This window comes from Kitasatospora sp. NPDC101176 (genome assembly GCF_044768035.1).
Classification (GTDB): domain Bacteria; phylum Actinomycetota; class Actinomycetes; order Streptomycetales; family Streptomycetaceae; genus Kitasatospora.
The window spans coordinates 64,250-86,004 of the sequence record NZ_JBIWPA010000007.1 but is presented as its reverse complement, the minus strand read 5'-3'; the positions used below and the strand labels follow the sequence as shown (position 1 = coordinate 86,004).

The window sequence follows — 21,755 nt, the reverse complement described above, 5'->3', positions numbered from 1 at the left end:
TACCCGGGGGTCCCCCTCCACAACCCCCCCGCACCTGGCCGCCAGGGGGTGGCAAAACCGGCCCCCCGCCCCGCCCCCCCCGGGGCCGGGGGGGGGGGGGCCCCCCCCCCCCCGCCGCCCACGGCTCCGCCCTCCCTCCCCCTCCGTCACACCCAGTGAGGAACCGTCATGAAGCGCATCCCGGCCGTGGTCGCCGCGATGTTCGCCGCGATTCTCGCGGCCCTGCTGGTCGCGCCCGCCGCGCAGGCCGCGAGCTGGCCCACCGTCCGCAACGGTGACCGCGGCGACAACGTCACCACCGTCCAGTACCTGCTGGCCGCCCACGGCTTCGCCACCGGCGCCGACGGTGCCTTCGGCGCCGGCACCGAGGACAAGGTCAAGGGCTTCCAGCAGTCCGCCGGGCTCAGCCCGGTGGACGGCGTCGTCGGCCCCGACACCTGGTCCAAGCTGATCGTCACCGTCCGCAAGGGCGACAAGGGCGACGCCGTCAAGGCGCTCCAGGTCCAGCTGAACGCGCACGGCGCCGGGCTGGCCGTGGACGGCGACTTCGGCGCCGGCACGGACTCGAAGGTCCGGGGCTTCCAGCAGTCCGCGGGCCTCAACCCGATCGACGGCATCGTCGGCCCGGCGACCTGGGGCGCCCTGCTCTCCGGCGGCGGCAGCACCGGTGGCGGTGGCGGCACCGGCACCACCCTCACCCAGTCGCAGGCGGCCTCGATGCTCTCGTCCGCCGGGATCACCTGGTCCTCCTCGGGCAACTGCTCCGACCGCGGCAGCAGCAGCTGCACCTCCTTCGACGGGCTGCGCCGCGCCTCGGCGGACGGCGCCATCGCGCTCAAGCGCTCGATCGGCAGCTGCCCGCTGAACATCACGGGCGGCACCGAGACCGGCCACGCCAGCGGCACCTACAGCCACGGCAACGGCTACAAGCTGGACTTCGGCATGTCCGGCTGCCTCACCAACTACATCCACGGCACCTTCACCCACAGCGGCACCCGCGGTGACGGCGCCGACCTGTGGACCGCCGCCTCGGGCAACATCTACGCCAACGAGGGCAGCCACTGGGACGTGACCTTCATGAACTGACCGCCGACGCGGCGGTACCGCCCCGTGACGCGGGTCGGAAGACAGGCCCGAGCGGCCCGGCCGGATCCCCGGCCGGGCCGCCCGGGCGTTTCCGTGCGTCCGGGGCTCCGGAGGTCGGGGGCGCGCCAGGGGGACAAAACCGCCATTCCATCTGATCATCTGCTGAGATGGGGCGGTTCGGACTCATCGACGATCCCCCGGCGGAGGTGGCGGTGTCCGTGGAGCGCCCGTCAGACGGTGTACCGGACCGGGACCGGGACCGGGGCAAGGACCAGGACCAGCGCCAGGGTCAGGACCGGCGCCGGGCCCCGGGCGGCCGGCCGGACCCGCGCCGGCCGTACCTGATGCTGCCGCCCGTGCTGCGGCAGGCGGCGGCCTGGTCGGCGGCGGTGATCCTGCTGATCGCCGTGGCCTCGCTGGTGGTCTTCGCCCTGGTCGAGCTGCGGGCGGCGACCGTGCCCGTCGTGGTGGCGCTGCTCGGGGCCTCGCTGCTCTACCCGGTGGTGCCGTGGCTGGTCCGGCGGGGCGTCGGCCGGGGCCTGGCCGCCGGGCTGACGTGTGCGGTGCTGGTCGCGTTCGTCGGCGGCGTGATCGCCCTGCTGGTCAACTCCCTGGTGCACAGCGCCCCGCAGATCGCCGACTCGCTGCAGGAGTCCGGGCGCCGGATCGCCGACTGGCTCGGGCCGTCCGGGGCGAAGGTCCAGCGCGCGCTCGACAACGCCAAGGGCGAGACCAACTCGCTGCTCTCCGCCCTCACCAGCGGCGTGCTCTCCGGGCTCGGCCTGCTCACCCAGCTCGCCACCGGCGGGGTGCTGGCGCTCGCCCTGGTGTTCTTCTTCCTGCGGGACGGCCACCGCACCGGTGAGGCCATCCGCTCCTACCTGCCCGAGCGCGGCGCCGGGACCGTGGTCGCCTGCGCCGAGCGGGCCTTCGACGCGATGGCGGGCTTCATGCGCGGCACCACACTGATCGCGCTGATCGACGCCACCTTCATCACCATCGGCCTGGTGGCGCTCGCGGTGCCGATCTGCGCCGCGGGCGTGGGGGTCGTCTCGGTGCTGCGCGGGGTGCCGGGGCCGCGCACGGCCCGCCGTTCGGCGGGCGGTGAGTAGGGGGCGGCGAGTAGGGGGGACGGCGAGAGGGGGGCAAGTCGCTTGTGGTGGCCCCCGGATGCGTGCGAGGATTCATAACGCGACGATAGTCGCAATAACTTGGAGGGGGTGGCATGGCACGGACCACGGAGCTGATCGGCGTCGCCGAGGCGGGGGCCGGACCGTACGGGATCGCGGTGGGGCCGGACGGGGGCGTCTGGTGCACGCTGGTGCACTCCGGGCGGATCGCCCGGCTGGCGGCGGACGGCACGGTCGAGCGCCACGACCTCGGCGCACCCGACTGCGGCCCGTCGGTGATCACGGCGGGCCCGGACGGCGCGCTCTGGTTCACCCGGATGCGCGACCGCCGGATCGGCCGGATCGCCGTCGACGGGACCACGCGCTCCCACACCCTGCCGGGGGAGGGCTCCGGCCCGTACGGGATCGCCGCCGGGCCCGACGGGGCGCTCTGGTTCACCGAGCCCGACGCCGACCGGATCGGGCGGATCACCGTGGACGGCGAGCTGACGGCGTACCCGCTGCCGCTCACCGGGGCCTTCCCGGCGCTGATCACGGCCGGGCCGGACGGCGCCCTGTGGTGCACGCTCAACCGGGCGGACGCCGTCGCCCGGATCGGCGTCGCCGGTGACGTCACCGTCCACCCGCTGCCCACCGCGGGCACCGCACCGGTGGGGATCACGGCGGGGGCGGACGGCGCGCTCTGGTACGTCGGCATCGGCGGCGGGCTGGTCGGCCGGATCACCGTCGAGGGCGAGGTCACCGAGTACCCTCTGGCCGACCGGGCGGCCCGGCCGCACGCGATCGCCTGCGGCCCGGACGGCCGCCTCTGGTTCACCGAGTGGGCCGCCGGCCGGATCGGCGTGCTCGCCCCCGACGGCCGGCTCGACGGCCACCCGCTGCCCGGCCCGGACGCCGAACCGCACGGGATCGCCGTCGGACCGGACGGCACGGTGTACGCGGCCCTGGAGCGCGGCGAGGTCGCCCGGCTGACCGCGCGGGACTGACGCTCCGACGGCGTCCGGGCGGCCGGCTCACGGCTGTCGGCGCAGCAGCTCCTCCAAGTCGGCGAGCAGGCCGAGGGCGGCGGCGCGGTCGGGGCCGGCCGCCGGGGCGGGGGCCCGCTCGGCGATCACCCGCAGCGCGGCGGCGGCCTGCCGGGCGAACAGTGCGAGCAGGTCCAGTTCGGGCAGGCTGGCCCGGGCCTGCGGGGCCGGGTCGAGCACCTCCAGCACGCCCAGCACCCTGCTGCCGTGCGTCAGCGGCGCCGCCATCAGCGCGTTCGGCACGTAGGCGGTGGACTCGGCGAAGTCCCGGTCGAAGGTGCGGTTGGCGCCCAGGTCGTCGACCACCATCGGCTCGCCGGAGGCCGCGACCCAGCCGGCGATCCCGCGCCCGGCCGGGAAGCGCCGGCCCACCAGGGCCTCCTCCCCGCGCCCCGAGACGGCCTGGAAGACCAGCTCGCCGGCGGCCTCGTCGAGCAGGCAGACCGAACCGGCCTCGGCGCCGAAGATCGCCCGGGCCACGTCCACCACGGACTGCAGCAGCTCGCGGGCCAGCGGGTCGACGGCGGGGTCAGTGCTGAGGGTCATCGGGCGCCTCCGTGAGGGGGGTGGACGGGCGGGGGCCGACCTGGACGTTGGCCGCGGTGAGGTAGAGCGCGCTCTTCAGCTGGAAGGTCGTCAGCCTCGGCCGGCCGGACAGGATGCGGGCGCACAGCCCGGCGACGTAGGGGGTGGCGAAGCTGTTGCCGGTGGTGCGGATGGTCGCCCCGCCGAGCCAGGGCACCCGGACGTTCTGGCCCGGGGCGAAGAACTCGACGGGCGGCGCCGGGTTGTACAGGTGCAGGGCCGGGTCGTCCTCCTGGTGGCTGCCGACCGAGATGACCGAGGAGAAGCGCCACGGATAGCTCTCCACCTGCGTGTTGTGCGCGGAGGCGACGATCGCGGTGCGGGCGAAGAAGGCGTCGTCGGCGATCGCGTGCAGCTCCTCCAGGAAACGGGTCCGGGTGGTGGAGAGGCTGAGGTTCACGACGTCGAAGCCCTGCCCGACGGCCCAGCGCAGCCCGGCGATCAGCATGTCTCCGGTGCCGGTGAAACGCTCGCCGAGCACCCGGACGCTGTACAGCTCGCAGTCCGGGGCGGTGCGGCGGATGATGCCCGCGCAGGCGGTGCCGTGGCCGCAGGTGTCGCCGGCGGCGTCGGGGCGGACCACCAGCTCCCGGGTGACCGGATCCTTGAGCACCGCCCAGGACCCGTTCAGCGGGCCGACCAGCGGGTGGTCCGGTTCGACCCCGGAGTCCACCACGCAGACCCGCACCCCCTTGCCGGTGCCGCCCTCCCGGGTGCCGCCCTCCCCGGTGTCGTCGCCGTCGGCGAGCACCGGGAGGTCGGCGGCGGACCGCCCGCGCAGGCTCCAGGTGAGGCCGGCCGGGCCGTTCACCGGGCGCCCCCGATCCGCTCGGCCCGCCGCACGCCCGGCAGGTGTCCCTTGGCGGCGAAGCGGTCCCGGGCGGTGGCCGCCGCCGCGGCGGCCTCGGCCGGCCGGTCGAGCAGCAGCAGCGCGTGGGCGCGGTCCAGCGCGGTGAGCGCCTGCAGCAGCAGCGACTCGGTGCGCTCGGCGGCGGCCACGGCGGCCGCGGTGAGCTCCAGCGCCGGGCCGGCCTCGCCCGCGGCGGCGGCGACCCGGCCGAGCAGCGCGTCCAGTTCGATCGCCAGCACCGGCGCCGGCGCGGCCGTCGCGTCGACGCCCTCCAGGTGCCGGGCGGCCTGACCGGGGCGGTCGGTGTCCAGCAGGACCCGGGCGGTGGTGAGGGCGAGCCGTGGCAGCGGGGCGGCCGAGCCGAGCCGGCGGGCCACCTCGGCGGCGTCGGCGAGCAGCTCCAGGGCCTGCCTGGTCTGGCCGGTGGCCGCCGCGGCCTGGGCCGTCAGGGCGGGCAGCGAGATCATCGCGTCGGCCAGCGACAGCTCGCCGGCCAGGCCGTTGGCCTCGGCGAGCAGCAGCTCGGCCTCGCCGGGGCGGTCCCGCAGCGCGAGCAGCACCGCCAGCGGGCCGTCCAGCGCGACCCGGACCGTCCGCCGGCCGGCGCCGTGCTCGGCGAGCAGGGCGCGCAGCCGGAAGGTGGCGTTCGGGACGGGCTCGGGGCCGGCCAGCAGCGAGGCGGCCAGCGCGGCCAGCACCGCGGCCCGGTCCAGCTCGGCGTCGGTGCGGGAGACGTGGCCGAGGGCCTCGTCGAGCAGCCGGTCGGCCTCGGTGTGCCGGCCGGCCAGCAGGTGTTCCTCGGCCAGCCGCAGCCGGGCCCGGGCCTGGCCGAGGTCGTCCCCGGCGCCGGCGAACAGCGGCAGCACCGCGCGGGCGGTGGCCGCGGGCTGCTCCGGGCCGGGCGGCAGGCCGCGGGCGGCGAGGGCGAGCCGGGCGTGCGCGGCGTCCAGCGGGTCGGCGGCCGCGTCCCGGACCTGCGCCAGCACGGGCAGGGCCTCCTCGGCCCGGCCGAGGGCCAGCCGGGCCTCGCCCAGGCGGCGCAGGACGGGACCGGCGCCGCGCTCGTTGGGGTAGTGCAGCCGGACGGCGCGCTCCAGCAGGTCGGTGGCGGCGGGCAGGTCGGCGTGCTCCAGGGCCAGGGCGCCGGCGGCGCCGAGGGTGGCCGCCGCGCGGGTGCGCAGGGCGTCCGTCCGGGCGTCCAGCAGACCGAGTTCGAGCCGGTAGCGGTGGGCCCGCTCCAGGTGGTCGCCGACGGCGGCGCCCCCGGCGGCGCGGACGGCGGGCAGGTCGGCGGCCCGCTCGTGGCGCTCGGCGCGGGCGCGCTTGGACATCGACTGGTACACCGACTCCTGGACCAGACCGCTGCTGAACCGGTAGCCGTCGCCCGCCGGTTCGACCAGGCGGCGCTCGGCCAACCGCTGCAGCGCGGCGTGCAGCCGCGGCGGGGTGTCGTCGCCGCTGCCGCCGGCCAGGCCGGGCAGGCCGTCGAGCGGGCCGGTGAAGACGTCGTCCTCCGGATCGGCGAAGGCGTCCTGGTCGGCGCCGCCGTGGGCGAGCCCGGCGAGTTCGGCGGCGCGGAAGGCCCGGCCGAGCACGGCGGCGAGGTCCAGCGTGGTGCGCTCGTCCCGTTCGAGGTCGTCGATCCGCGCGCTGAGCAGTGCCCGTCCGGTGGGCGGCAGCTCCTCGGCGAGGGTAGGGCCGTCCGCCTCGGTGAGGGCGGCCAGCAGCTCCTCCAGGTGCAGCGGGTTGCCCTCGGCCCGCTCCAGCAGCCGGCCGGGCACGGTGTCCTGGTGGGCGCTCAGCTCGGTCAGCTGGGCGGCCAGCAGAGCCGACTCGTCCCAAGACAGACCGCCGACCGGCAGGGCCGGCAGTTCCGGGCGGGAGGCGGGCAGCTCCGGACGGGCCAGGCACAGCAGCAGCACCGGGGCCGCGCCGAGGGCGGCGACCAGCCGCTCGGCGGCGTCCAGCAGCACCGGACCGGCCCACTGGCAGTCGTCCAGGACCAGGACGGCCGGGCGTTCGACGGTGCGCCCGCGCAGGATCGCCGCCAGCCGGTCCAGGGACTCGGCCGCTCCCACCTCCGGGGCCACCGCGTCCTCCAGCCGGGCCAGCGCCTCGGCGGGTGCGGCGGCTCCGGCGCCGTCGTCCAGCAGGGCCCGGACGGCCTCGGCCAGCGGGGTCAGCACGCCCTGCTCGCCGTAACTGCGGCAGCGCCCGGTGCCGCAGCGGGCGGCACGCCGGCCCACCCGCTCCTGCCACTCGCGCACCAGCCGGGTCTTGCCGATCCCGGCCTCGCCGACCACCAGCAGCAGCTCGGCGCCCCGGCCGCCCGCCACCCGTGCCAACGCGGCGTCCAGCAGCGCCAGTTCGCGCTCCCGGCCGACCAGTGGGACGTCGAAGCGGCGCAGCAGCTCCGGGTCGTCCTCGTCCAGCCCGACGAGGCGGTAGGCGGTGACCGGCTCGGCCTTGCCCTTGAGCCGCAGCGGGCCCACCTCGTGCACCTGGGCGGCCGGGCCGGCCGCGCGCAGGGTCTGCGGGCCGATCAGCACCTGGCCGGGCGCGGCCTGGGTCTGCAGCCGGGCGGCGATGTTCACCGTCTCGCCGGAGATCAGTGCCTGGCGCGCCGACGCGTCCGAACCCGCCACCACCTGGCCGGTGTTGACGCCGATCCGGACGTCCAGACGGACGCCGAGGGTGGCGTCCAGCTCGGTGTTGAGGTCCTCGAGGTCCTCCAGCATGGCCAGGGCGGCCGCCAGTGCCCGGTGGGCGTCGTCCTCGCGGATCACCGGGACGCCGAAGACCGCCATCACCGCGTCCCCGATGAACTTCTCCAATGTGCCGCCGTGCGACTCGATCTGGCGGTGCATCCGCTCGAAGTAGCGCAGGATCACCTCGCGCAGCGTCTCCGGGTCGAGCGCGCCGGACAGCGCGGTGGAGTCGACCAGGTCGCAGAAGACCACCGTGACCAGTTTGCGCTCCTCGGCGGCCAGGTCGAGGGCGGCGGCCCGGGAGGTGCCGCAGGAGGGGCAGAACTGATCGTTCGTGCCGGCGAGTTGGGCGCATTGTGGGCAGGGCATGGTGGCAGTCCTTCGCTAGGGCTCGTCTGACAATTCCCGCCGCGCCGCGAATTGTCAGACAAGCCCTGGTCCCTCGCGGTGCGGGAGTGCTGTCGGATCCGGGTGCGTCGTCGGGGTGGACGCCGCCGGGCCGTGGGCGTGCCGCCGGACCCGGGAGTGCTGTCGGATCCGGGCGTGCGGGTGTGCAGGGCCAGGCTCCCCGGCCGGGCTTCGGGCCCGGTTCGAGGGAGCCTGGCCGGCGGTATGGCCGCAGCTCGGAGCGGGTTCGCGGGCCCCCCGGCAGGGCCGGCCGGCCGCCCCGGACGCGCCGGCGGCCGCCCCGACCTGCGGCCATACCGGTGCCGTACCGGTTCCCGGGCCCCGCGCAGCCGGGCCGGCCTAACGTCCTCACCACGGCGGACCACCACCCGCCGCACCCCTACCGATCCACCCAGTGAAGGGAGTTCAGCCATGGCCGAGAACATCGACCCGATCGTCGGCGAGGACGGCGAGGAGACCCCCGAGGTCGAGGCGCACGCCGCCAACATCCTGGACCTGCAGGCGATGAAGGTCCTCCAGGACGCCGCCGACGGCAACTGCTTCAGCCTGATCAGCTACGTCAACTCCGCCGAGACCTCCGGCGCCTGAGGCGCGGCAGGCCGGTGGTCCCGGCACGGGGGCGGGCGCACCACCGCCCCCGGCCGGCACGCCGGACCGCAGGCCCCCGGGGCGGTTCCGCCGGCACGGGACCGCCCCGGCCCGATTCCACCCCCCCACCCCGGAGGACGGCCATGGAGCCCACCTCGCTCTCCCGCAACCGGGACTTCCGGCTGCTCTGGGTCGGCGGCCTGCTGGCCTCGCTCGGCTCCCAACTCGCCTCGATCGCCCTGCCGCTGCTCGTCCTGCGGGACACCGGCTCGCCCGCCCAGGCCGGTGCGATCGGCACCGTGTCGGTGGGCGCGCTGCTGCTCACCATGCTGCCCGGCGGCGTGCTCGCCGACCGGATCGAGCGGCGCCGGCTGATGCGGGTCTGCGACGTCGGGAGCCTGCTCGCCGTCACCGCGCTGGTGCTCGCCGTCCTGAACGGGCGCACCCCGCTGCCGCTGGTCCTGCTGGTGGCCGCCGCCGGGGCGCTCATCGCCAGCACCTACGGGCCCGCCGCCGGCGGCCTGCTGCGCGCGGTGGTGCCTCGCGACCAGGTTCGCGCCGCCTCCTCCCGGATGCAGGCGCGCGGCGCCGCGGCCCGGTTGATCGGTCCGCTCGGCGGCGGGGCGCTGTTCGCCTGGCACCCGGTGCTGCCGTTCGTCGCCGAGGGCGTCGGGCTGCTGCTCTCCACGGTCTGCGTGGCGCTGATGCGGACGAGGTCGGTGCCCGCCTCCCGGGCCGGGGCGGTGTTCAGCCGCTCCGAGCTGACCGCCGGGCTGTCCTTCATCTGGCACCAGCCCTATCTGCGCACCCTGCTGCTGATCTTCGGCCTCGGGATGAACTTCGCGTTCAGCGCGCTGATGTTCACCACCCTGGCCGTCGCCTCGGACGGCGGACGCTCCGGAGTCGGCGGCGGCACCGTGGTCTCCTTCACCGCGGCCGGGGCGCTGGCCGGCGCGCTGCTCGCCCCGCGGCTGGACGCACCCCCGGCCTGGTGGCCGGGCGGCGCCCACGGCGCGCGCGACGGCAGCCTGGTGGCGCTGAGCTGCTGGGCGGCCGCCGTCACCGCCGGGGTGCTCGTGCTCACCCGGGAGCCGGTGCTGATCGGGCTGCTCTGCGCGGTGTGCATGTGCCTGTCCACGGTGGCCAGCATCGGCTTCGTGTCCGGGATGCTGCTCGCCGCGCCGCCGGACCGGATCGGCCGGGTGCAGAGCGCGGCCGGCTTCCTCTCCACGCTGGTCCAGCCGTTCGGCCCGCTGGTGGGCGGCGCCCTGCTCGGGGCCTTCGGCGGCACCCGGACCTTCGCCCTGCTGGCCCTCGCCATCGCGCTCTGCGCGGCCGTGGTGACCTGGGCGCCGCCGGTCCGCCGCGGGCCGGCCCTGCTGCCCGCCGTCTGATCCCCTGAGCCCCCGGGGCCCGTGGGCGCGCCCGGTACCAGCCGTCCAGCGATCGGAGGAGGAGGCCCGCCATGGCCGGCGCCCAGGAGACCCAGCTGTACTGCCTCGCCGACCCGACGTACTACGACACCCCGGGCCGGCTGCGCGACCGCTCCACCCGCTACGCCCTCGGGCTCGGCGCACCGCCCGCCGGGTGGCGGCGCGAGCAGCGCGGGCTGTGGACGGCCCTGCGCCCGGACGGCGTGCGCCCGCCCGAACAGGGCTGGAAGCTCCACGTCTCGACCGTGCCCGAGGAGGCCGAGCAGACGCTGGCCACCGTGGCCCGGATCTGCACGGCGCACCGGGTGACGTTCAAGTTCCTGCGCAGCGACGACGCCCTGCGGGTGGCCAACGGCAAGTACGCGGGGCGCGGGAGCAGCGGCAAGTTCGTCACCGTCTACCCCGGCTCGGAGCGCCAGTTCCTTTCGCTGGCACGGGAGTTGGCCGAGGCCCTGGCCGGCCGGCGGGGGCCGTACGTGCTCACCGACCTGCGGATCGGCCCGGCCCCGGTGTACGCGCGCTACGGCGCCTTCGTCGAACTCTGGTGCCAGGACGGGGCCGGACGGGCGGTGCCCGCGCTGCGCGACCCCTCCGGCCGGCTCGTCCCGGACCGCCGCGAGCCGGTGTTCCGGCTGCCGGACTGGGTCGAGCCCCCGGCGGAGCTGCGCCCGCACCTGGCCGCCCGCGAGGCCGCCGGCGGCGAGCTGCCGTACCGGATCGTCGAGGTGCTGCAGTTCTCCAACGCCGGCGGGATCTACCTCGGGGAGCACCGGACCACCGGGGAGCGGGTGGTGCTGCGCGAGGCCCGCCCGCACGCCGGGCTGGACGCCGCCGGGGATGACGCCGTCACCCGGCTGCGGCGCGAGCAGTGGGCCCTGGAGCGGCTGGACGGCCTGGACTGCGTGCCCCGGCTGCGCGAGGTCCGGACGGTCTGGGAGCACACCTTCCTGGTGCAGGAGCACATCGAGGGCGTCCAGCTGTTCGCGGAGGCGATCCGGCGCTACCCGCTGGTGCACCAGGACTGCACCGACGAGCAGCGCGCCGGGTACGCGGCCTGGGTCGAGGAGGTCGTCGCCGGGCTGGGCGGGGCGCTCGCGGCGCTGCACGCCCGGGGCGTGCGGTTCGGGGACCTGCACCCGGCCAACGTGATCGTCCGGCCGGACGGCTCGGTGGTGCTCGTCGACTTCGAGTACGCGGACGAGCTGACCGGCCGCCGGGTGCCGGTGGCCGGCGCCGGCGGGATCCAGCCCCCGCCCGGGCTCGACGGGGCCGAGGCCGACCGGTACATGCTCTGGGCGACCTGGCTGGTGCTGCTGATGCCCGTGATGGAACTGGCCGAGCGCGACGCCGGGAAGCTGGCCGCGCTGGAGCGGCGGGCCCGGGCGTGGTTCGGGCTCGGCCCGGAGGCGGGGCCTCCCCGGCCGGGCACGGCCACCCGGGTGGAGTCGGTGACGGAACGCCGCGGGCGGGAGCTGCTCGGGCGTGTCGGCGACGTCGCGGACCGGGCGGGACGCTGCGAACACGCCCGCGGGCCTGCGGCGGCGGACGGCCCCGATCTCGCCCGGGTGCGCGGCGAGCTGGTCGCCGGGATCCACGCCGGGGCCACCCCGGACCGCTTCGACCGGTTGTTCCCGGGGGATCCGGCCGGCTTCGCCGACGGCGGCACCGGGGTTGCGCACGGCGCGGCCGGCGTGCTCCACGCGCTGCACCGCACCGGGGCGGGCCACCCGCAGGAGTACGCGGACTGGCTGGTCGCCGCGATGCGGCGGCGGGGCCCGCGGCCCGGGGCGGGCGGGCTGTACGACGGCCCGCTCGGGGTCGCCGCGGTGCTGGCCCGGGTCGGGCGCGAGGAGGCGGCGGCCGAGCTGGCCGAGCGGGCCCGCCGCGCCCGGCCCGCGCCCACCGTCGCCCTGTACGGCGGCCGGGCCGGCGCGGCCCTGGCCCGGTTGCGGCTCGCCGACGCCCTGGGCGACGGGGCGGGGCTCGCCGACGCGCTCCGGGACGCGCGCGCCCTGGACGCGGCGCTGCACGCGGAGACCGCGGCCGACCCGCTGCCGGCCGGTCTGCTGTACGGGCTGGCGGGCATCGCGCTGGTGCAGCTGCGGCTGTACCGGCGCACCGGCGAGGAGTGGCTGCTGGCCTCCGGGCGGGAGGCGCTGGCCCGGGCGGTGGCCCGGTGCGTCCGGGTGCCGGACGGGTCGGTGCAGGTCCTCGACCGGGGGCGGCGGCTGGCCTACCTGGACCGGGGGAGCAGCGGCATCGCCCTCGTCGCCCGGGAGTACCGGGCGGCGGGGGACGGCGGGTTCGACGGCTTCCTGGCGGACGTGCGGCGGGTGTGCGCCCCCGGGTTCGTCCGCGAGCCGGGGCTGTTCCGGGGCCGGGCCGGGCTGCTGCTGGCCCTGGACCGGCTGGGCGGTCCGGCGGCGCGGGAGGACGTGCTCGGACAGGTCCGCAAGCTCCAGTGGCACCTGGTGGCGCGGCCGGAGGGGCTGCTCGTCCCGGGGATGCGGCTGCGGCGCTTCTCGGCGGACCTGCACACCGGCGCCGCGGGGGTGCTGCTGGCCCTGTGGGCGCTGGAGGGCGGGGACCCGCTGGACGCGCTGACGCTGGGCTGAGCCTCCCCGACCGGGGAGGCCCGCCCTCGCCCGCCGGGGCTCAGCCCAGGCCGTCGGCCGGCACGCCCGCGTGCTCCCGGGCGTGCAGATGGGTGAGCCGGGGCAGCGCGTACAGGGCGGCGTGGGCGGTGACCTCGGCGGTCGGGCAGGTGACGGCTCCGGTGTCGGTGAGCGCCTCCAGGGTGCGCAGCGCGAGCCGCTCGGGGCGGCCGAGGGCGGCGGCGGCCTCCGGGAGGGTGAACAGCAGGGCGAGCGGGAGGGCGGCGAGGCGGGCGAGGGCGAGGCGGCCCTGACCGCCGAGGTCGCGCCAGCCGGAGTCGAGGCGGGCGCGGACGGTGACGTCCCCGGCGACGAGCTCGTCCAGGGCGCCGGCCGGGTCGGCGAGCCGGGCCGCGAACTCGGCGAGCGGGAGGTGGCGCAGCACCGCCAGGCGGGTCCCGGCGACCCGGACGGCGAGCGGCAGCAGCCCGCAGGCCTCGACGACGCGGGCGGCGGCGGCGCGGTCGGTGCCGATCCGGCCGCTGCCGACGATGCGGCCGAGCAGGTCGAGGGCCTCGCCGGGGGCGAAGGGCGGGACGGTGACCCGGTGCACCGAGGCCAGCCCGGCGAGCTGGCTGCGGGAGGTGACGAGGACGGCGCTGGGGCCGTGGCCGGGCAGCAGTTCGCGGACCAGGGCCTCGCCGGGGGCGTCGTCGAGGATCAGCAGCATCCGGCGCCCGGCCAGGGAGGCGCGCCAGAGCGCGGCGGCCTGGCCGGGATCGGTCGGGAACGGGCCCGACCGGCCGGTGAGGGAGGCGAGTTCGGCGAGGAGCTCGGCGAGCGGGCGCGGGGCGCCGTCCTCGGTGCGCAGCCGCACCAGCAGCCGGCCGTCCGGGAAGCGTTCGGCGAGCAGGTGGCCGGCGTGGACGGCGAGCGCGGTCTTGCCGATGCCGGCCGGCCCGGAGAGCACCGTGACCCGCCCGCTCCCGCCCGACTCGTCGATCAGGTCGCGCAGTTCGGCGGATCTCCCGGTGAAGTCGGCGGTGTCGGCGGGCAGCAGGGCGCCGCCGGAGCCGGTGGGCCGGGCCGGGCGGCCGGCGCCGGGCCGGGCCGGCCCGTGGGCGAGCAGCCGGCGGTAGCGGGCGGTCAGTGCGGCACTCGGCTCCAGGCCCAACTCGCGGGCGAGCAGCTGGCGGTGGGTGTCGTAGACGGCGAGCGCCTCGGCCTGCCGGCCGGACCGGTGCAGGGCGTTCATCCGGGCGGCCTGGAGGCGTTCGCGCAGCGGGTGGCGGTCGGCGAGTTCGGCGAGCTCCTCGGCGACGGCGATGGCGTTGCCGAGTTCCAGCTCGGCCTCCGCCCAGTCCTCGTGGACGCCGAGGCAGCGGCCCTCCAGCCGGTCGGCCTCGGCCTCGACGGCGGGCGAGCAGCGCAGGTCGGCGAGCGGCGGGCCCTGCCACAGGTCCAGGGCCTGGCGCAGCAGCCGGGCTGCGGGGGCGAGCGCGCCGCCGTCGGCGGCGGCCCGGCCGGCCCGGGCGAGGGCGCGGAACTGCAGGAGGTCGAGCTCGGGTTCGGCGACGCGCAGCTGGTAGCCGCCCGCGGTGTGGACCAGCCGGTCGGGCTCCGCGCCGCGTCCGAGCAGGGTGCGCAGGGCGCAGACGTACACCTGGAGGTTCTTGCGGGCGGTGCGCGGCGGCTCCTCGGGCCAGAGCGCGTCGGTGAGCAGGTCGACGGGGACGGCGGTGTTGGCCCGGGTCAGCAGGACGGCCAGCACCAGCCGCTGCTTCAGCGGCCCGAGGGCGAGCGGGCGGCCGTCCGCGGTGCCGGTCAGCGGGCCGAGCACGGTGAAGCGGACCCGGGCGGGGGCGGCGGGCTGGGCCAGGGGCATCGGCGTACCTCCGGGGGCGTGGGCGGGGGCGTGCGGGGGCGTGACCGGTGGTGGTGCGGCGTGGGCGCAGGCTACGGGACGGCCGACCCGAGCTGTAGGGCACGGAATCGGCGGGGTTCCCACACCGGGCCCACACGGGCCGGGCGCCCGGGCGGCGGTGCGGCCGGGGGCGCCAGCTGCCCGGCCGGGCGGTGTCCGGGCAGCTGGGGAGGCGTGCGGGCGGGCGGCGGGCCCGGTGCGCGGCGGCCGGTCGGAGGCGGGCGCCGGCCGGTGCGGCGGGCGTTCCGGGGGTGCGGGTGCCGGGTCGGCTCCGGCGGTTCTCCAGCGGGGCTCGTCGCCGGGGCGAGCGGCCTCCGAGGGGCCCGGGGCAGTGGCCGGGGCCACCGGAGGTCCCGGTCCGGGGGCCGGAACGCGGGTCGAGCGGCCCCGGGTGCGCGGGCCGAACGGCCCTGGGGCGCCGGGCCGGTGCGTTCCGATCATGGATCGCCACCCATTCGCACGAGGTTCCGAAGGAGTGCGTCCTTGAGCGCCACCCAGGCACAGGGCGACCCCATGCCACCGTCAACCGCCGTACCGTCGAAGGGAGTCCGGCCGAAACGGCCCGGCTCGGCGGTGGTCAGGCTGCTGACCACCACCGACCACAAGACGATCGGCTCCATGTACCTGGTGTCGGCGTTCGCGTTCTTCCTGATCGGCGGCGTCCTGGCGCTGGTGATGCGCGCCGAACTCGCCCGCCCGGGCACCCAGATCCTCTCCAACGAGCAGTTCAACCAGGCCTTCACCATGCACGGTTCGGTGATGCTGCTGCTCTTCGCGATGCCGCTGTTCACCGGCTTCGCCAACTGGATCATGCCGCTGCAGATCGGCGCCCCGGACGTCGCCTTCCCCCGGCTGAACATGCTGTCCTTCTGGCTGTTCGTGTTCGGCTCGCTGATCGCCGCGGCCGGCTTCGCCACCCCGCAGGGCGCCGCGGACTTCGGCTGGTTCCTCTACGCGCCGCTGTCCGACGCCGTGCACTCGCCCGGTGTCGGCGCCGACATGTGGATCATGGGCGTGACGCTCTCCGGGTTCGGCAGCATCTTCGGCGCCGTCAACTTCATCACCACGATCATCTGCATGCGGGCCCCCGGCATGACGATGTTCCGGATGTCCATCTTCTGCTGGAACGTGCTGCTCACCTCGCTGCTGGTGCTGCTGGTCTTCCCGGTGCTCGCCGCCGCGCTGCTCGCCCTCGAGGCGGACCGCAAGTTCGGCGCGCACGTCTTCGACCCCGCCAACGGCGGGGCGATGCTCTGGCAGCACCTCTTCTGGTTCTTCGGCCACCCCGAGGTGTACATCCTGGCGCTGCCCTTCTTCGGCATCGTCTCCGAGGTCATCCCGGTCTTCAGCCGCAAGCCGATGTTCGGCTACGCGGGCCTGATCGCCGCCACCGTCGCCATCGCGGGCCTGTCGGTGACGGTGTGGGCGCACCACATGTACGTCACCGGGCAGGTGCTGCTGCCCTTCTTCTCCTTCATGACCTTCCTGATCGCCGTCCCGACCGGGGTGAAGTTCTTCAACTGGGTCGGGACCATGTGGAAGGGCTCGCTGAGCTTCGAGACGCCGATGCTGTGGACGGTCGGCTTCCTGGTCACCTTCCTGTTCGGCGGCCTGACCGGGGTGCTGCTCGCCGCCCCGCCGATCGACTTCCACGTCTCCGACTCGTACTTCGTCGTCGCCCACTTCCACTACACGCTGTTCGGCACCGTGGTCTACGCGATGTTCGCCGGCTTCCACTTCTGGTGGCCCAAGATGACCGGCAGGATGCTCGACGAACGCCTCGGCCGGATCACCTTCTGGACCCTCACCATCGGCTTCCACGCCACCTTCCTCGTCCAGCACTGGCTCGGCGCCGAGGGCATGCCCCGCCGCTACGCGGACTACCTCTCCACCGACGGCTTCACCACGCTCAACACCGTCTCCACCCTCGGCTCCTTCCTGCTCGGCCTGTCGATCCTGCCGTTCCTCTACAACGTCTGGAAGACCGCCAAGTACGGGGAGCGCGTCGAGGCGGACGACCCGTGGGGCTACGGGCGCTCGCTGGAGTGGGCGACCTCCTGCCCGCCGCCGCGGCACAACTTCGTCACCCTGCCGAGGATCCGCTCCGAGTCCCCGGCCTTCGACCTGCACCACCCCGACATCGCGGCCCTGGACGTGCTGGAGAACACCGGTGAACCGGCCAAGCACCTGGCCGGCGTCACCCCGGCCAAGTACGACCTGCCGCGCGGCGCGACCCGGCGCGCCCGCCCCGAGGGCGACTGACCGGGCCGCCCCCCCGACCGCCGTCCCCGCCCGCGCCGCTGCCCCCCGGGCAGGCGGGGACGGCCCCACCCTCCCTGCGAACCGGAAGGCCGGGCCCATGAACCACACCGTCCTCGCCATCGGCACCGCCGCCCTCACCGCCAGCGGCTGCGTCTGGTACCTGCCCGCCATCGCCGACCTGCAGGCCGGCCCCGACCGCCCCCGCTCCACCCGCACCGCCGCGGCCGCCTGCGTCCTGTGGTGGGCGGCCCTCGCCCTGGCCGGCGGGCTGCTGCTGGTCCTCCCCGACTGGCGCCCCGCCGCGCAGACCGCCCTGGCCGGGCTGGTCGGCGGCGCCGCGCTGCGGGTGCGCGCCCGCTGGGACCGGCACGGCGAGCAGCGGGAGAGCGTCGCGCGCTGGGCGGCGCTGGACGCCGCTCCGGCGCCGCACCCCCGGCGCCCGGCGGCCCCCGCCCTCGCCGGCTGGCTCCTCGTCGGCGCGGCCGTCGCCTCCCTGGGGGCGGCGGCCGTGCTGCTGTCCGCCGGCGGCGGGCTCGGGCCCCGGGTGGGGCTGGCCGCGGCGAGCGGGGCGGGCGTCGCGCTCGCCTTCCTGCTGGCCGGTCTGGGCAGCGCCCGGCGCCGGTGACCGCGCCCGGCGGCGGGGGCGACGAGGCGCCGGGGCGGTGGGGCCCTTCGGCCCTGTGCCCGCCGCCGCGCGGTGGGCGATGATGCCCTGGGCCCCGCCGGGAGTGCGCGGGGGTTCGACGAAGGTGGAGCGGCGTGATGGCGACCAGTACGGCGGGTGCCGGGGCACCGGCTCCGGTGCGGGTGTTCCTGCTGGACGACCACGAGGTGGTGCGCCGCGGCGTGCACGACCTGCTGGACGGCGAGCCGGACCTGGAGGTGGTCGGCGAGGCCGCCACCGCCGAGCAGGCCCTCGTCCGGGTGCCCGCGCTGCGCCCCGACGTCGCGGTGCTGGACGTCCGGCTGGGCGACGGTGACGGGGTGTCGGTCTGCCGCGAACTGCGCTCCCGGATGCCCGCACTCGCCTGCCTGATGCTGACCTCCTTCGACGACGAGGAGGCCCTGCTGGACGCCGTGATGGCGGGCGCCGCCGGGTACGTGCTGAAGCAGATCAGCGGCACCGACCTGGTCGCCGCCGTCCGCACCGTCGCCTCCGGCCGCTCGATGCTCGACCCCGGTGCGGCCACCCGGCTGCTGAACCGCCTGCGCAGCGACGCCGAGCCGGCGCCGCCCGTCGCCGCCGGACCGGCGCTGACCCAGCGCGAGCAGGAGGTGCTCGCCCTGATCGGGGAGGGCCTGACCAACCGGCAGATCGGCGAGCGGCTCTACCTGGCCGAGAAGACGGTCAAGAACCACGTGTCGCGGCTGCTCGCCAAGCTGGGCGTGGAACGGCGCGTCCAGGCGGCGCTGATCGCCACCGAACTGCGCCAGGCCCAGGCCGCCGCGCTGCACTCCCCGCTGCGTGCCGGGCGGTTCTGACGGCCCGCCCGGCGGCCGGGAACCGGGGACCACGGGCGGGACCATCGGCCCTCGCGGGCGGGCCCCGGCGCGGGCGAGCATCGCTGGCATGAACCGCGATCACGACCCGCAGGAACTGGACCGCGACCGGGCGCTGGGCCTGCTGGCCCGGGCGCTGGTCGGCCGGGTGGTCTACACCGTCGGCGCTCTCCCGGCGGTGCTGCCGGTGCACTTCCGGCTGGAACCGGGCGACGGCGGGATCCTGCTCTCGGCCCCGGCCGGCTCCGAACTGGCCCGCGCCGTGGACGACGCCGTCATCGCCTTCGAGGCCGACGAACTGGACGGCCCGGACGGCTCCGGCTGGTGCGTCACCGTCCTCGGCCGGGCCCAGGTCCGCCCCCTCGCCGGGGCCGTACCCGCCGCCGTCCGGATCCGGATCCGCCCGGAACTGGTCACCGGCCGCCGGCTGCCCCCGCTGCGCCGCGACGCCCGGCCGCCGGCCCGGCTGGGCACCGGCACCTGAGCCCGCCCGGTCAGTGCGGGTCGCCCTCGATCCGGCCGGCCAGGGCGCGGACGGTCGGCGGCAGCTGCCGCCGCCGGGCCACCAGCAGCGGGACGGCCAGCGCCAGGTGCACCCAGCTGAGCGCGACCCGGGCGGACTCGCCGGGGAGGGCGAACTGGACGGCGAACAGCACGAAGAGCAGCCCGGCCTTCCACGGGCGGAAGCGCAGGTCGAGCAGGAGGACCACGGCGAGGACGGTCTGCGCGGCGGTCAGCAGCACCTCGTCCACCTGGCGTTCGACGAGCGGCAGCGAGGCCCCGCCGCCGCCCGCCAGGTAGGCGAGCGGGAGGCAGCCGATCAGCAGCGTCCACTGGTTGACCTTGCTGGAGAGCAGCGCGCCGAGGCCGTCGTCCCCGCGCAGCCGCCAGGCGAAGACCACCGCGACGATCAGCTCGGGCGCCTCGGAGGCGAGCGGGGCCAGCCACTGCACCAGCAGGAAGCGGTCGACGCCGAGCGAGGCGCCGGCGTCCACGAGCGAGGTGGCGAACGGCTCGGCGCAGGCGAAGACCACGACCGCGGCCACCGCGAAGACCAGGACGGTGGTCGCCCGGCGGCGCCGCCGCGGGAGCGCGGCCAACCGGGCCGGGACGCCGACGAGTTCCTCCTCGTCGGTCTCGCTGCAGCGGCCGACCCGGAACAGGTAGGTGGCGTACCAGGCGATCAGCACGACCGCCAGCACCCAGGAGATCTGCCGGGTCAGCGGCATCACGAAGGCGAGCAGGGCGGCGACGCCGAGGAATGCGGTGTCGATCCGGCGGTGCTCCCGCAGGGTGATCCCGGGCTCGACGCCGCGGCGCCGGGCGGCGAGGTAGCCGGCGAGGGCGACCAGCGGCCAGCCGACGCCGACCAGCAGACGGTTGGCGCCGGTCATGTTGGCGGCCGCGTAGGCGGCGTACTCGGGACGGGTGCCCGCCGCGTACGCGAAGTAGAGGTCGACCGCGTACTCGGGCAGCACGGCGATGAACGCCAGCAGGGCCAGCGCGAGCGGCCCGGAGATGTCCGCGCGGGCGGTCTCCGCGGCCCACATCAGCAGCAGCGCCGCCGACAGCACGCCGAGGCCGAACACCGCCATGCCCGTCACCGGGGCCGGGTGCACCCCGGTCAGCCGCAGCACCACGGCGGGGAGCGCACCGGCCACGGCGGCCGCGATCCGCAGGGCCGTCACGGACCCGCTCGGCGGCTGCGCCGACGGCACCGGGGCGGCGTCCTGCGGGGCGGTCAGGGGTGACTTGTGGGCCATCGGCCGTCCTCGTGCTCGGGGAACGCGAGCAGGCTAGGGCGCGGGGCCGGGGCAGGGCGGGGAACGGCGGTGCGGCGCGGCGGGGTTCCCCCGGACGGCGGCCCCGTCCGGCGTCCGGGGGCGGTGCCCTACGCTGGGCCGCGACACCGCCGACGGAGGGACCACGCGCCATGCTCGACCCCGCGATCGCCGCCCTGTACGAGCGCGACGGGACCTGCCGGATGCTGGGGATCGCCCTGGACGAGGTGTCCGCCGGGCGGGCGGTGGCGCGGATGACGGTGTCCGCGACGATGGTGAACGGGCACGGCACGGCGCACGGCGGCTTCCTCTTCCTGCTGGCCGACGCCGCGTTCGCGTTCGCCTGCAACAGCCACGGCCCGGTGACGGTCGCCCAGGCGGCGCAGGTGGTCTTCCTGGCCCCGGCGCGGCCGGGTGACGAGCTGGTGGCCGAGGCGGTGGAGCGCTCGCGGTCGGGGCGCTCCGGGGTCTACGACGTGACGGTGCGGCTGGCGGACGGAGGGGTGGTCGCCGAGTTCCGCGGGCAGAGCGTGGTGATCGGGGGCCGGCCGCAGACCGGCTGAGCGGCCCGCGGCCCCCACCGAGCCCCCTGCCCCGCCCGCCCGGTCTCAGGCCCGCGGCCGCTCGTCCAGCACCTGCTGGAGCTTGCCGGTGCGCGGGTTGGTGACCAGCTCCGAGCGCGGCACCCACTCCACGGTGAGGTCGTGGATGCTGCCCAGCGCGACCTCGGCGGGGTAGAGCGGGCGGGCGGTGTAGACGGCCTCCACCAGCCGGTCGGCGAGCTCGGCGAGCTCCTCGGCGGCCGGCCGGTCGGTGTGGCCGAGCCGGATGATCAGGCCGTCGCGCCCGCCCCAGCGGCGCTGGACGAGCTGCATGCCGGCGATCCGCCGGTCCGGGTCGGCGGCCAGCAGGACGGACCGGATCTCCTCGGTCGGCATGGCGACGGTGCCGACCCGGGCGCCCTCGGCGGAGCGGCCGAGCAGGCGGAAGCGCCGGCAGTCGGCGTCGACCCACTCGGCGCGGTCGCCGGTGGGGTAGCGCAGGATCGGCATCAGGGTGCGGAACAGGTTGGTGACCACGACCCGGCCGGGGGTGCCGGGGGTGGTGATGGCCTCGCCGGTGACCTGGTCGACCAGTTCCACCACGGTGCGGTGCGCGAAGGCCTCGTGCACCCGGACGTCGTCGCCGGGCACGGGCGCGCCGACCAGCCCGGCGTCGTTGGAGGCGTAGCCCACCGAGGCGACCGCGGCCCGGGGGAAGGCCCGGGAGAGGATCGGGCGCAGGTCGGCGAAGAGCAGGTCGCCGCCGAACAGCAGCAGTTCGACGCGGTCGGCGACCTCCCCGCGCCGGACCAGGCAGTCGGCGACGGCGCTGAGCTTCATCGGCTCGCCGGCGAGCACGTCGACGCCGAAGCCGGTGATCAGGTCGGCGACGTAGTCGTCCGGGGCGGCGCCGCCGACCGGCAGCCGGACGTTGTCGACCGGCGCGTGGTGCAGGGCGTGCTCGATGTAGAGGAAGCCGCCGTAGAGCTCGCCGGCCATGAACAGGTTGGCCACCCGGTGTCCGGGCCGCAGGCCGGCCCCGACCAGTCCGGCGCCGAAGGCGGTGACCGAGTCGGCGTGCTCCTCGCGCGTCCACGGCGAGAACTTGGGGACGCCGGTGGTGCCGCCGGTCTTGTAGACGCCGGCGTCGCTGAGCGGGCCGGTCAGGACGCGGTTGTCGGGCCAGGCGTTGGCGGCCCAGAACGCGGCCTGGTCGACGACGGGGAGCTGGTCGAGCCGGTCGAGGGAGGCCGGCAGGTCGCGGTAGAGCTCCGCGTAGAACGGGGAGTTCGCCCGGGCGAAGGCGATCAGATCGGGCAGGGGCTTGGCGGACATGGTG

General features: G+C 76.7%; 16 protein-coding genes and 2 pseudogenes. 12 read left to right on the top strand and 6 right to left on the bottom strand.

The features are described from left to right. Positions 1–168 precede the first annotated feature (168 nt). From ACIRS1_RS13460 to ACIRS1_RS13445, 4 genes and pseudogenes are all read left to right on the top strand, one after another. Positions 169–438, top strand: a pseudogene (locus tag ACIRS1_RS13460) (peptidoglycan-binding protein); the annotation flags it as partial. Further along, positions 412–1,086: a peptidoglycan-binding protein gene (locus ACIRS1_RS13455; protein WP_402839287.1), complete on the top strand. Its 675-nt coding sequence runs from the start codon at positions 412–414 to the stop codon at positions 1,084–1,086. The pseudogene ACIRS1_RS13460 and the gene ACIRS1_RS13455, both read left to right, overlap by 27 nt. 218 nt (positions 1,087–1,304) lie before the next feature. Next, a complete protein-coding gene (locus tag ACIRS1_RS13450) occupies positions 1,305–2,198 on the top strand; it encodes an AI-2E family transporter (protein ID WP_402839053.1) in 894 nt (297 codons plus the stop codon). 113 nt (positions 2,199–2,311) lie between these two features. Beyond that, positions 2,312–3,202, top strand: coding sequence for a virginiamycin B lyase (locus tag ACIRS1_RS13445; protein WP_402839051.1), 891 nt, complete (start codon positions 2,312–2,314; stop codon positions 3,200–3,202). A 27-nt stretch (positions 3,203–3,229) separates the two neighbouring features. Here ACIRS1_RS13445 and ACIRS1_RS13440 read toward each other — a convergent pair whose 3' ends face one another. From ACIRS1_RS13440 to ACIRS1_RS13430, 3 genes are read right to left on the bottom strand one after another with little or no spacing between them, the layout of a single operon-like run. Next, a complete protein-coding gene (locus ACIRS1_RS13440) occupies positions 3,230–3,787 on the bottom strand; it encodes a GAF domain-containing protein (protein WP_360210340.1) in 558 nt (185 codons plus the stop codon). Beyond that, positions 3,771–4,637 (bottom strand): S8 family serine peptidase, encoded by an 867-nt coding sequence (locus tag ACIRS1_RS13435; RefSeq protein WP_360210342.1) that lies wholly within the window; start codon positions 4,635–4,637, stop codon positions 3,771–3,773. Before ACIRS1_RS13435 ends, ACIRS1_RS13440 begins: the two co-directional genes overlap by 17 nt. Further along, positions 4,634–7,753: an adenylate/guanylate cyclase domain-containing protein gene (locus ACIRS1_RS13430; protein WP_402839048.1), complete on the bottom strand. Its 3,120-nt coding sequence runs from the start codon at positions 7,751–7,753 to the stop codon at positions 4,634–4,636. Before ACIRS1_RS13430 ends, ACIRS1_RS13435 begins: the two co-directional genes overlap by 4 nt. A gap of 450 nt (positions 7,754–8,203) precedes the next feature. Between ACIRS1_RS13430 and ACIRS1_RS13425 the strand changes: the two genes are divergently transcribed. The 3 genes and pseudogenes from ACIRS1_RS13425 to lanKC all read left to right on the top strand — a co-directional run bounded on the left by ACIRS1_RS13425 (position 8,204) and on the right by lanKC (position 12,428). Next, positions 8,204–8,380 (top strand): hypothetical protein, encoded by a 177-nt coding sequence (locus ACIRS1_RS13425; protein WP_360210346.1) that lies wholly within the window; start codon positions 8,204–8,206, stop codon positions 8,378–8,380. 143 nt (positions 8,381–8,523) lie between these two features. After that, positions 8,524–9,885, top strand: a pseudogene (locus ACIRS1_RS13420) (MFS transporter); the annotation flags it as partial. Beyond that, the gene (gene lanKC, locus ACIRS1_RS13415) at positions 9,846–12,428 is read left to right on the top strand and encodes a class III lanthionine synthetase LanKC (protein ID WP_402839046.1); all 2,583 of its coding nucleotides are present in this window, start codon (positions 9,846–9,848) and stop codon (positions 12,426–12,428) included. The pseudogene ACIRS1_RS13420 and the gene lanKC, both read left to right, overlap by 40 nt. A 40-nt stretch (positions 12,429–12,468) precedes the next feature. On the opposite strand, the gene ACIRS1_RS13410 is transcribed toward lanKC, so the two are convergent. After that, positions 12,469–14,292 (bottom strand): BTAD domain-containing putative transcriptional regulator, encoded by a 1,824-nt coding sequence (locus ACIRS1_RS13410; RefSeq protein WP_402839044.1) that lies wholly within the window; start codon positions 14,290–14,292, stop codon positions 12,469–12,471. A gap of 552 nt (positions 14,293–14,844) precedes the next feature. Here ACIRS1_RS13410 and ctaD point away from each other — a divergent pair. The 4 genes from ctaD (at position 14,845) to ACIRS1_RS13390 (ending at position 18,577) form a co-directional block, all read left to right on the top strand. Then, positions 14,845–16,593, top strand: coding sequence for a cytochrome c oxidase subunit I (gene ctaD / locus ACIRS1_RS13405; protein WP_402839285.1), 1,749 nt, complete (start codon positions 14,845–14,847; stop codon positions 16,591–16,593). Positions 16,594–16,690: 97 nt separating this feature from the next. After that, positions 16,691–17,218, top strand: coding sequence for a hypothetical protein (locus ACIRS1_RS13400; protein ID WP_360210354.1), 528 nt, complete (start codon positions 16,691–16,693; stop codon positions 17,216–17,218). Positions 17,219–17,355: 137 nt separating this feature from the next. After that, complete coding sequence (locus tag ACIRS1_RS13395) at positions 17,356–18,075, top strand: response regulator (protein WP_402839042.1); 720 nt, start codon at positions 17,356–17,358, stop codon at positions 18,073–18,075. A gap of 88 nt (positions 18,076–18,163) precedes the next feature. After that, positions 18,164–18,577 (top strand): pyridoxamine 5'-phosphate oxidase family protein, encoded by a 414-nt coding sequence (locus tag ACIRS1_RS13390; RefSeq protein WP_402839040.1) that lies wholly within the window; start codon positions 18,164–18,166, stop codon positions 18,575–18,577. Positions 18,578–18,587: 10 nt separating this feature from the next. Here ACIRS1_RS13390 and ACIRS1_RS13385 read toward each other — a convergent pair whose 3' ends face one another. Next, positions 18,588–19,856, bottom strand: coding sequence for a hypothetical protein (locus ACIRS1_RS13385; RefSeq protein ID WP_402839038.1), 1,269 nt, complete (start codon positions 19,854–19,856; stop codon positions 18,588–18,590). Between the two features lie 170 nt (positions 19,857–20,026). Here ACIRS1_RS13385 and paaI point away from each other — a divergent pair, with 170 nt between their 5' ends. Next, the gene (gene paaI / locus ACIRS1_RS13380) at positions 20,027–20,437 is read left to right on the top strand and encodes a hydroxyphenylacetyl-CoA thioesterase PaaI (protein WP_396317360.1); all 411 of its coding nucleotides are present in this window, start codon (positions 20,027–20,029) and stop codon (positions 20,435–20,437) included. A 45-nt stretch (positions 20,438–20,482) separates the two neighbouring features. On the opposite strand, the gene ACIRS1_RS13375 is transcribed toward paaI, so the two are convergent. After that, the gene (locus ACIRS1_RS13375; protein ID WP_360210362.1) at positions 20,483–21,751 is read right to left on the bottom strand and encodes a phenylacetate--CoA ligase family protein; all 1,269 of its coding nucleotides are present in this window, start codon (positions 21,749–21,751) and stop codon (positions 20,483–20,485) included. Positions 21,752–21,755 lie beyond the last annotated feature (4 nt).

What these genes read in the sequence shown, in the direction of transcription:
- ACIRS1_RS13445 (WP_402839051.1), top strand. Translation starts at nt 2,312, where the DNA reads ATGGCACGGACCACGGAGCTGATCGGCGTCGCCGAGGCGGGGGCCGGA.
- ACIRS1_RS13440 (WP_360210340.1), bottom strand. Translation starts at nt 3,787, where the DNA reads ATGACCCTCAGCACTGACCCCGCCGTCGACCCGCTGGCCCGCGAGCTG.
- ACIRS1_RS13430 (WP_402839048.1), bottom strand. Translation starts at nt 7,753, where the DNA reads ATGCCCTGCCCACAATGCGCCCAACTCGCCGGCACGAACGATCAGTTC.
- ACIRS1_RS13425 (WP_360210346.1), top strand. Translation starts at nt 8,204, where the DNA reads ATGGCCGAGAACATCGACCCGATCGTCGGCGAGGACGGCGAGGAGACC.
- lanKC (WP_402839046.1), top strand. Translation starts at nt 9,846, where the DNA reads ATGGCCGGCGCCCAGGAGACCCAGCTGTACTGCCTCGCCGACCCGACG.
- ACIRS1_RS13410 (WP_402839044.1), bottom strand. Translation starts at nt 14,292, where the DNA reads ATGCCCCTGGCCCAGCCCGCCGCCCCCGCCCGGGTCCGCTTCACCGTG.
- ctaD (WP_402839285.1), top strand. Translation starts at nt 14,845, where the DNA reads ATGCCACCGTCAACCGCCGTACCGTCGAAGGGAGTCCGGCCGAAACGG.
- ACIRS1_RS13400 (WP_360210354.1), top strand. Translation starts at nt 16,691, where the DNA reads ATGAACCACACCGTCCTCGCCATCGGCACCGCCGCCCTCACCGCCAGC.
- ACIRS1_RS13395 (WP_402839042.1), top strand. Translation starts at nt 17,356, where the DNA reads ATGGCGACCAGTACGGCGGGTGCCGGGGCACCGGCTCCGGTGCGGGTG.
- ACIRS1_RS13390 (WP_402839040.1), top strand. Translation starts at nt 18,164, where the DNA reads ATGAACCGCGATCACGACCCGCAGGAACTGGACCGCGACCGGGCGCTG.
- ACIRS1_RS13385 (WP_402839038.1), bottom strand. Translation starts at nt 19,856, where the DNA reads ATGGCCCACAAGTCACCCCTGACCGCCCCGCAGGACGCCGCCCCGGTG.
- paaI (WP_396317360.1), top strand. Translation starts at nt 20,027, where the DNA reads ATGCTCGACCCCGCGATCGCCGCCCTGTACGAGCGCGACGGGACCTGC.
- ACIRS1_RS13375 (WP_360210362.1), bottom strand. Translation starts at nt 21,751, where the DNA reads ATGTCCGCCAAGCCCCTGCCCGATCTGATCGCCTTCGCCCGGGCGAAC.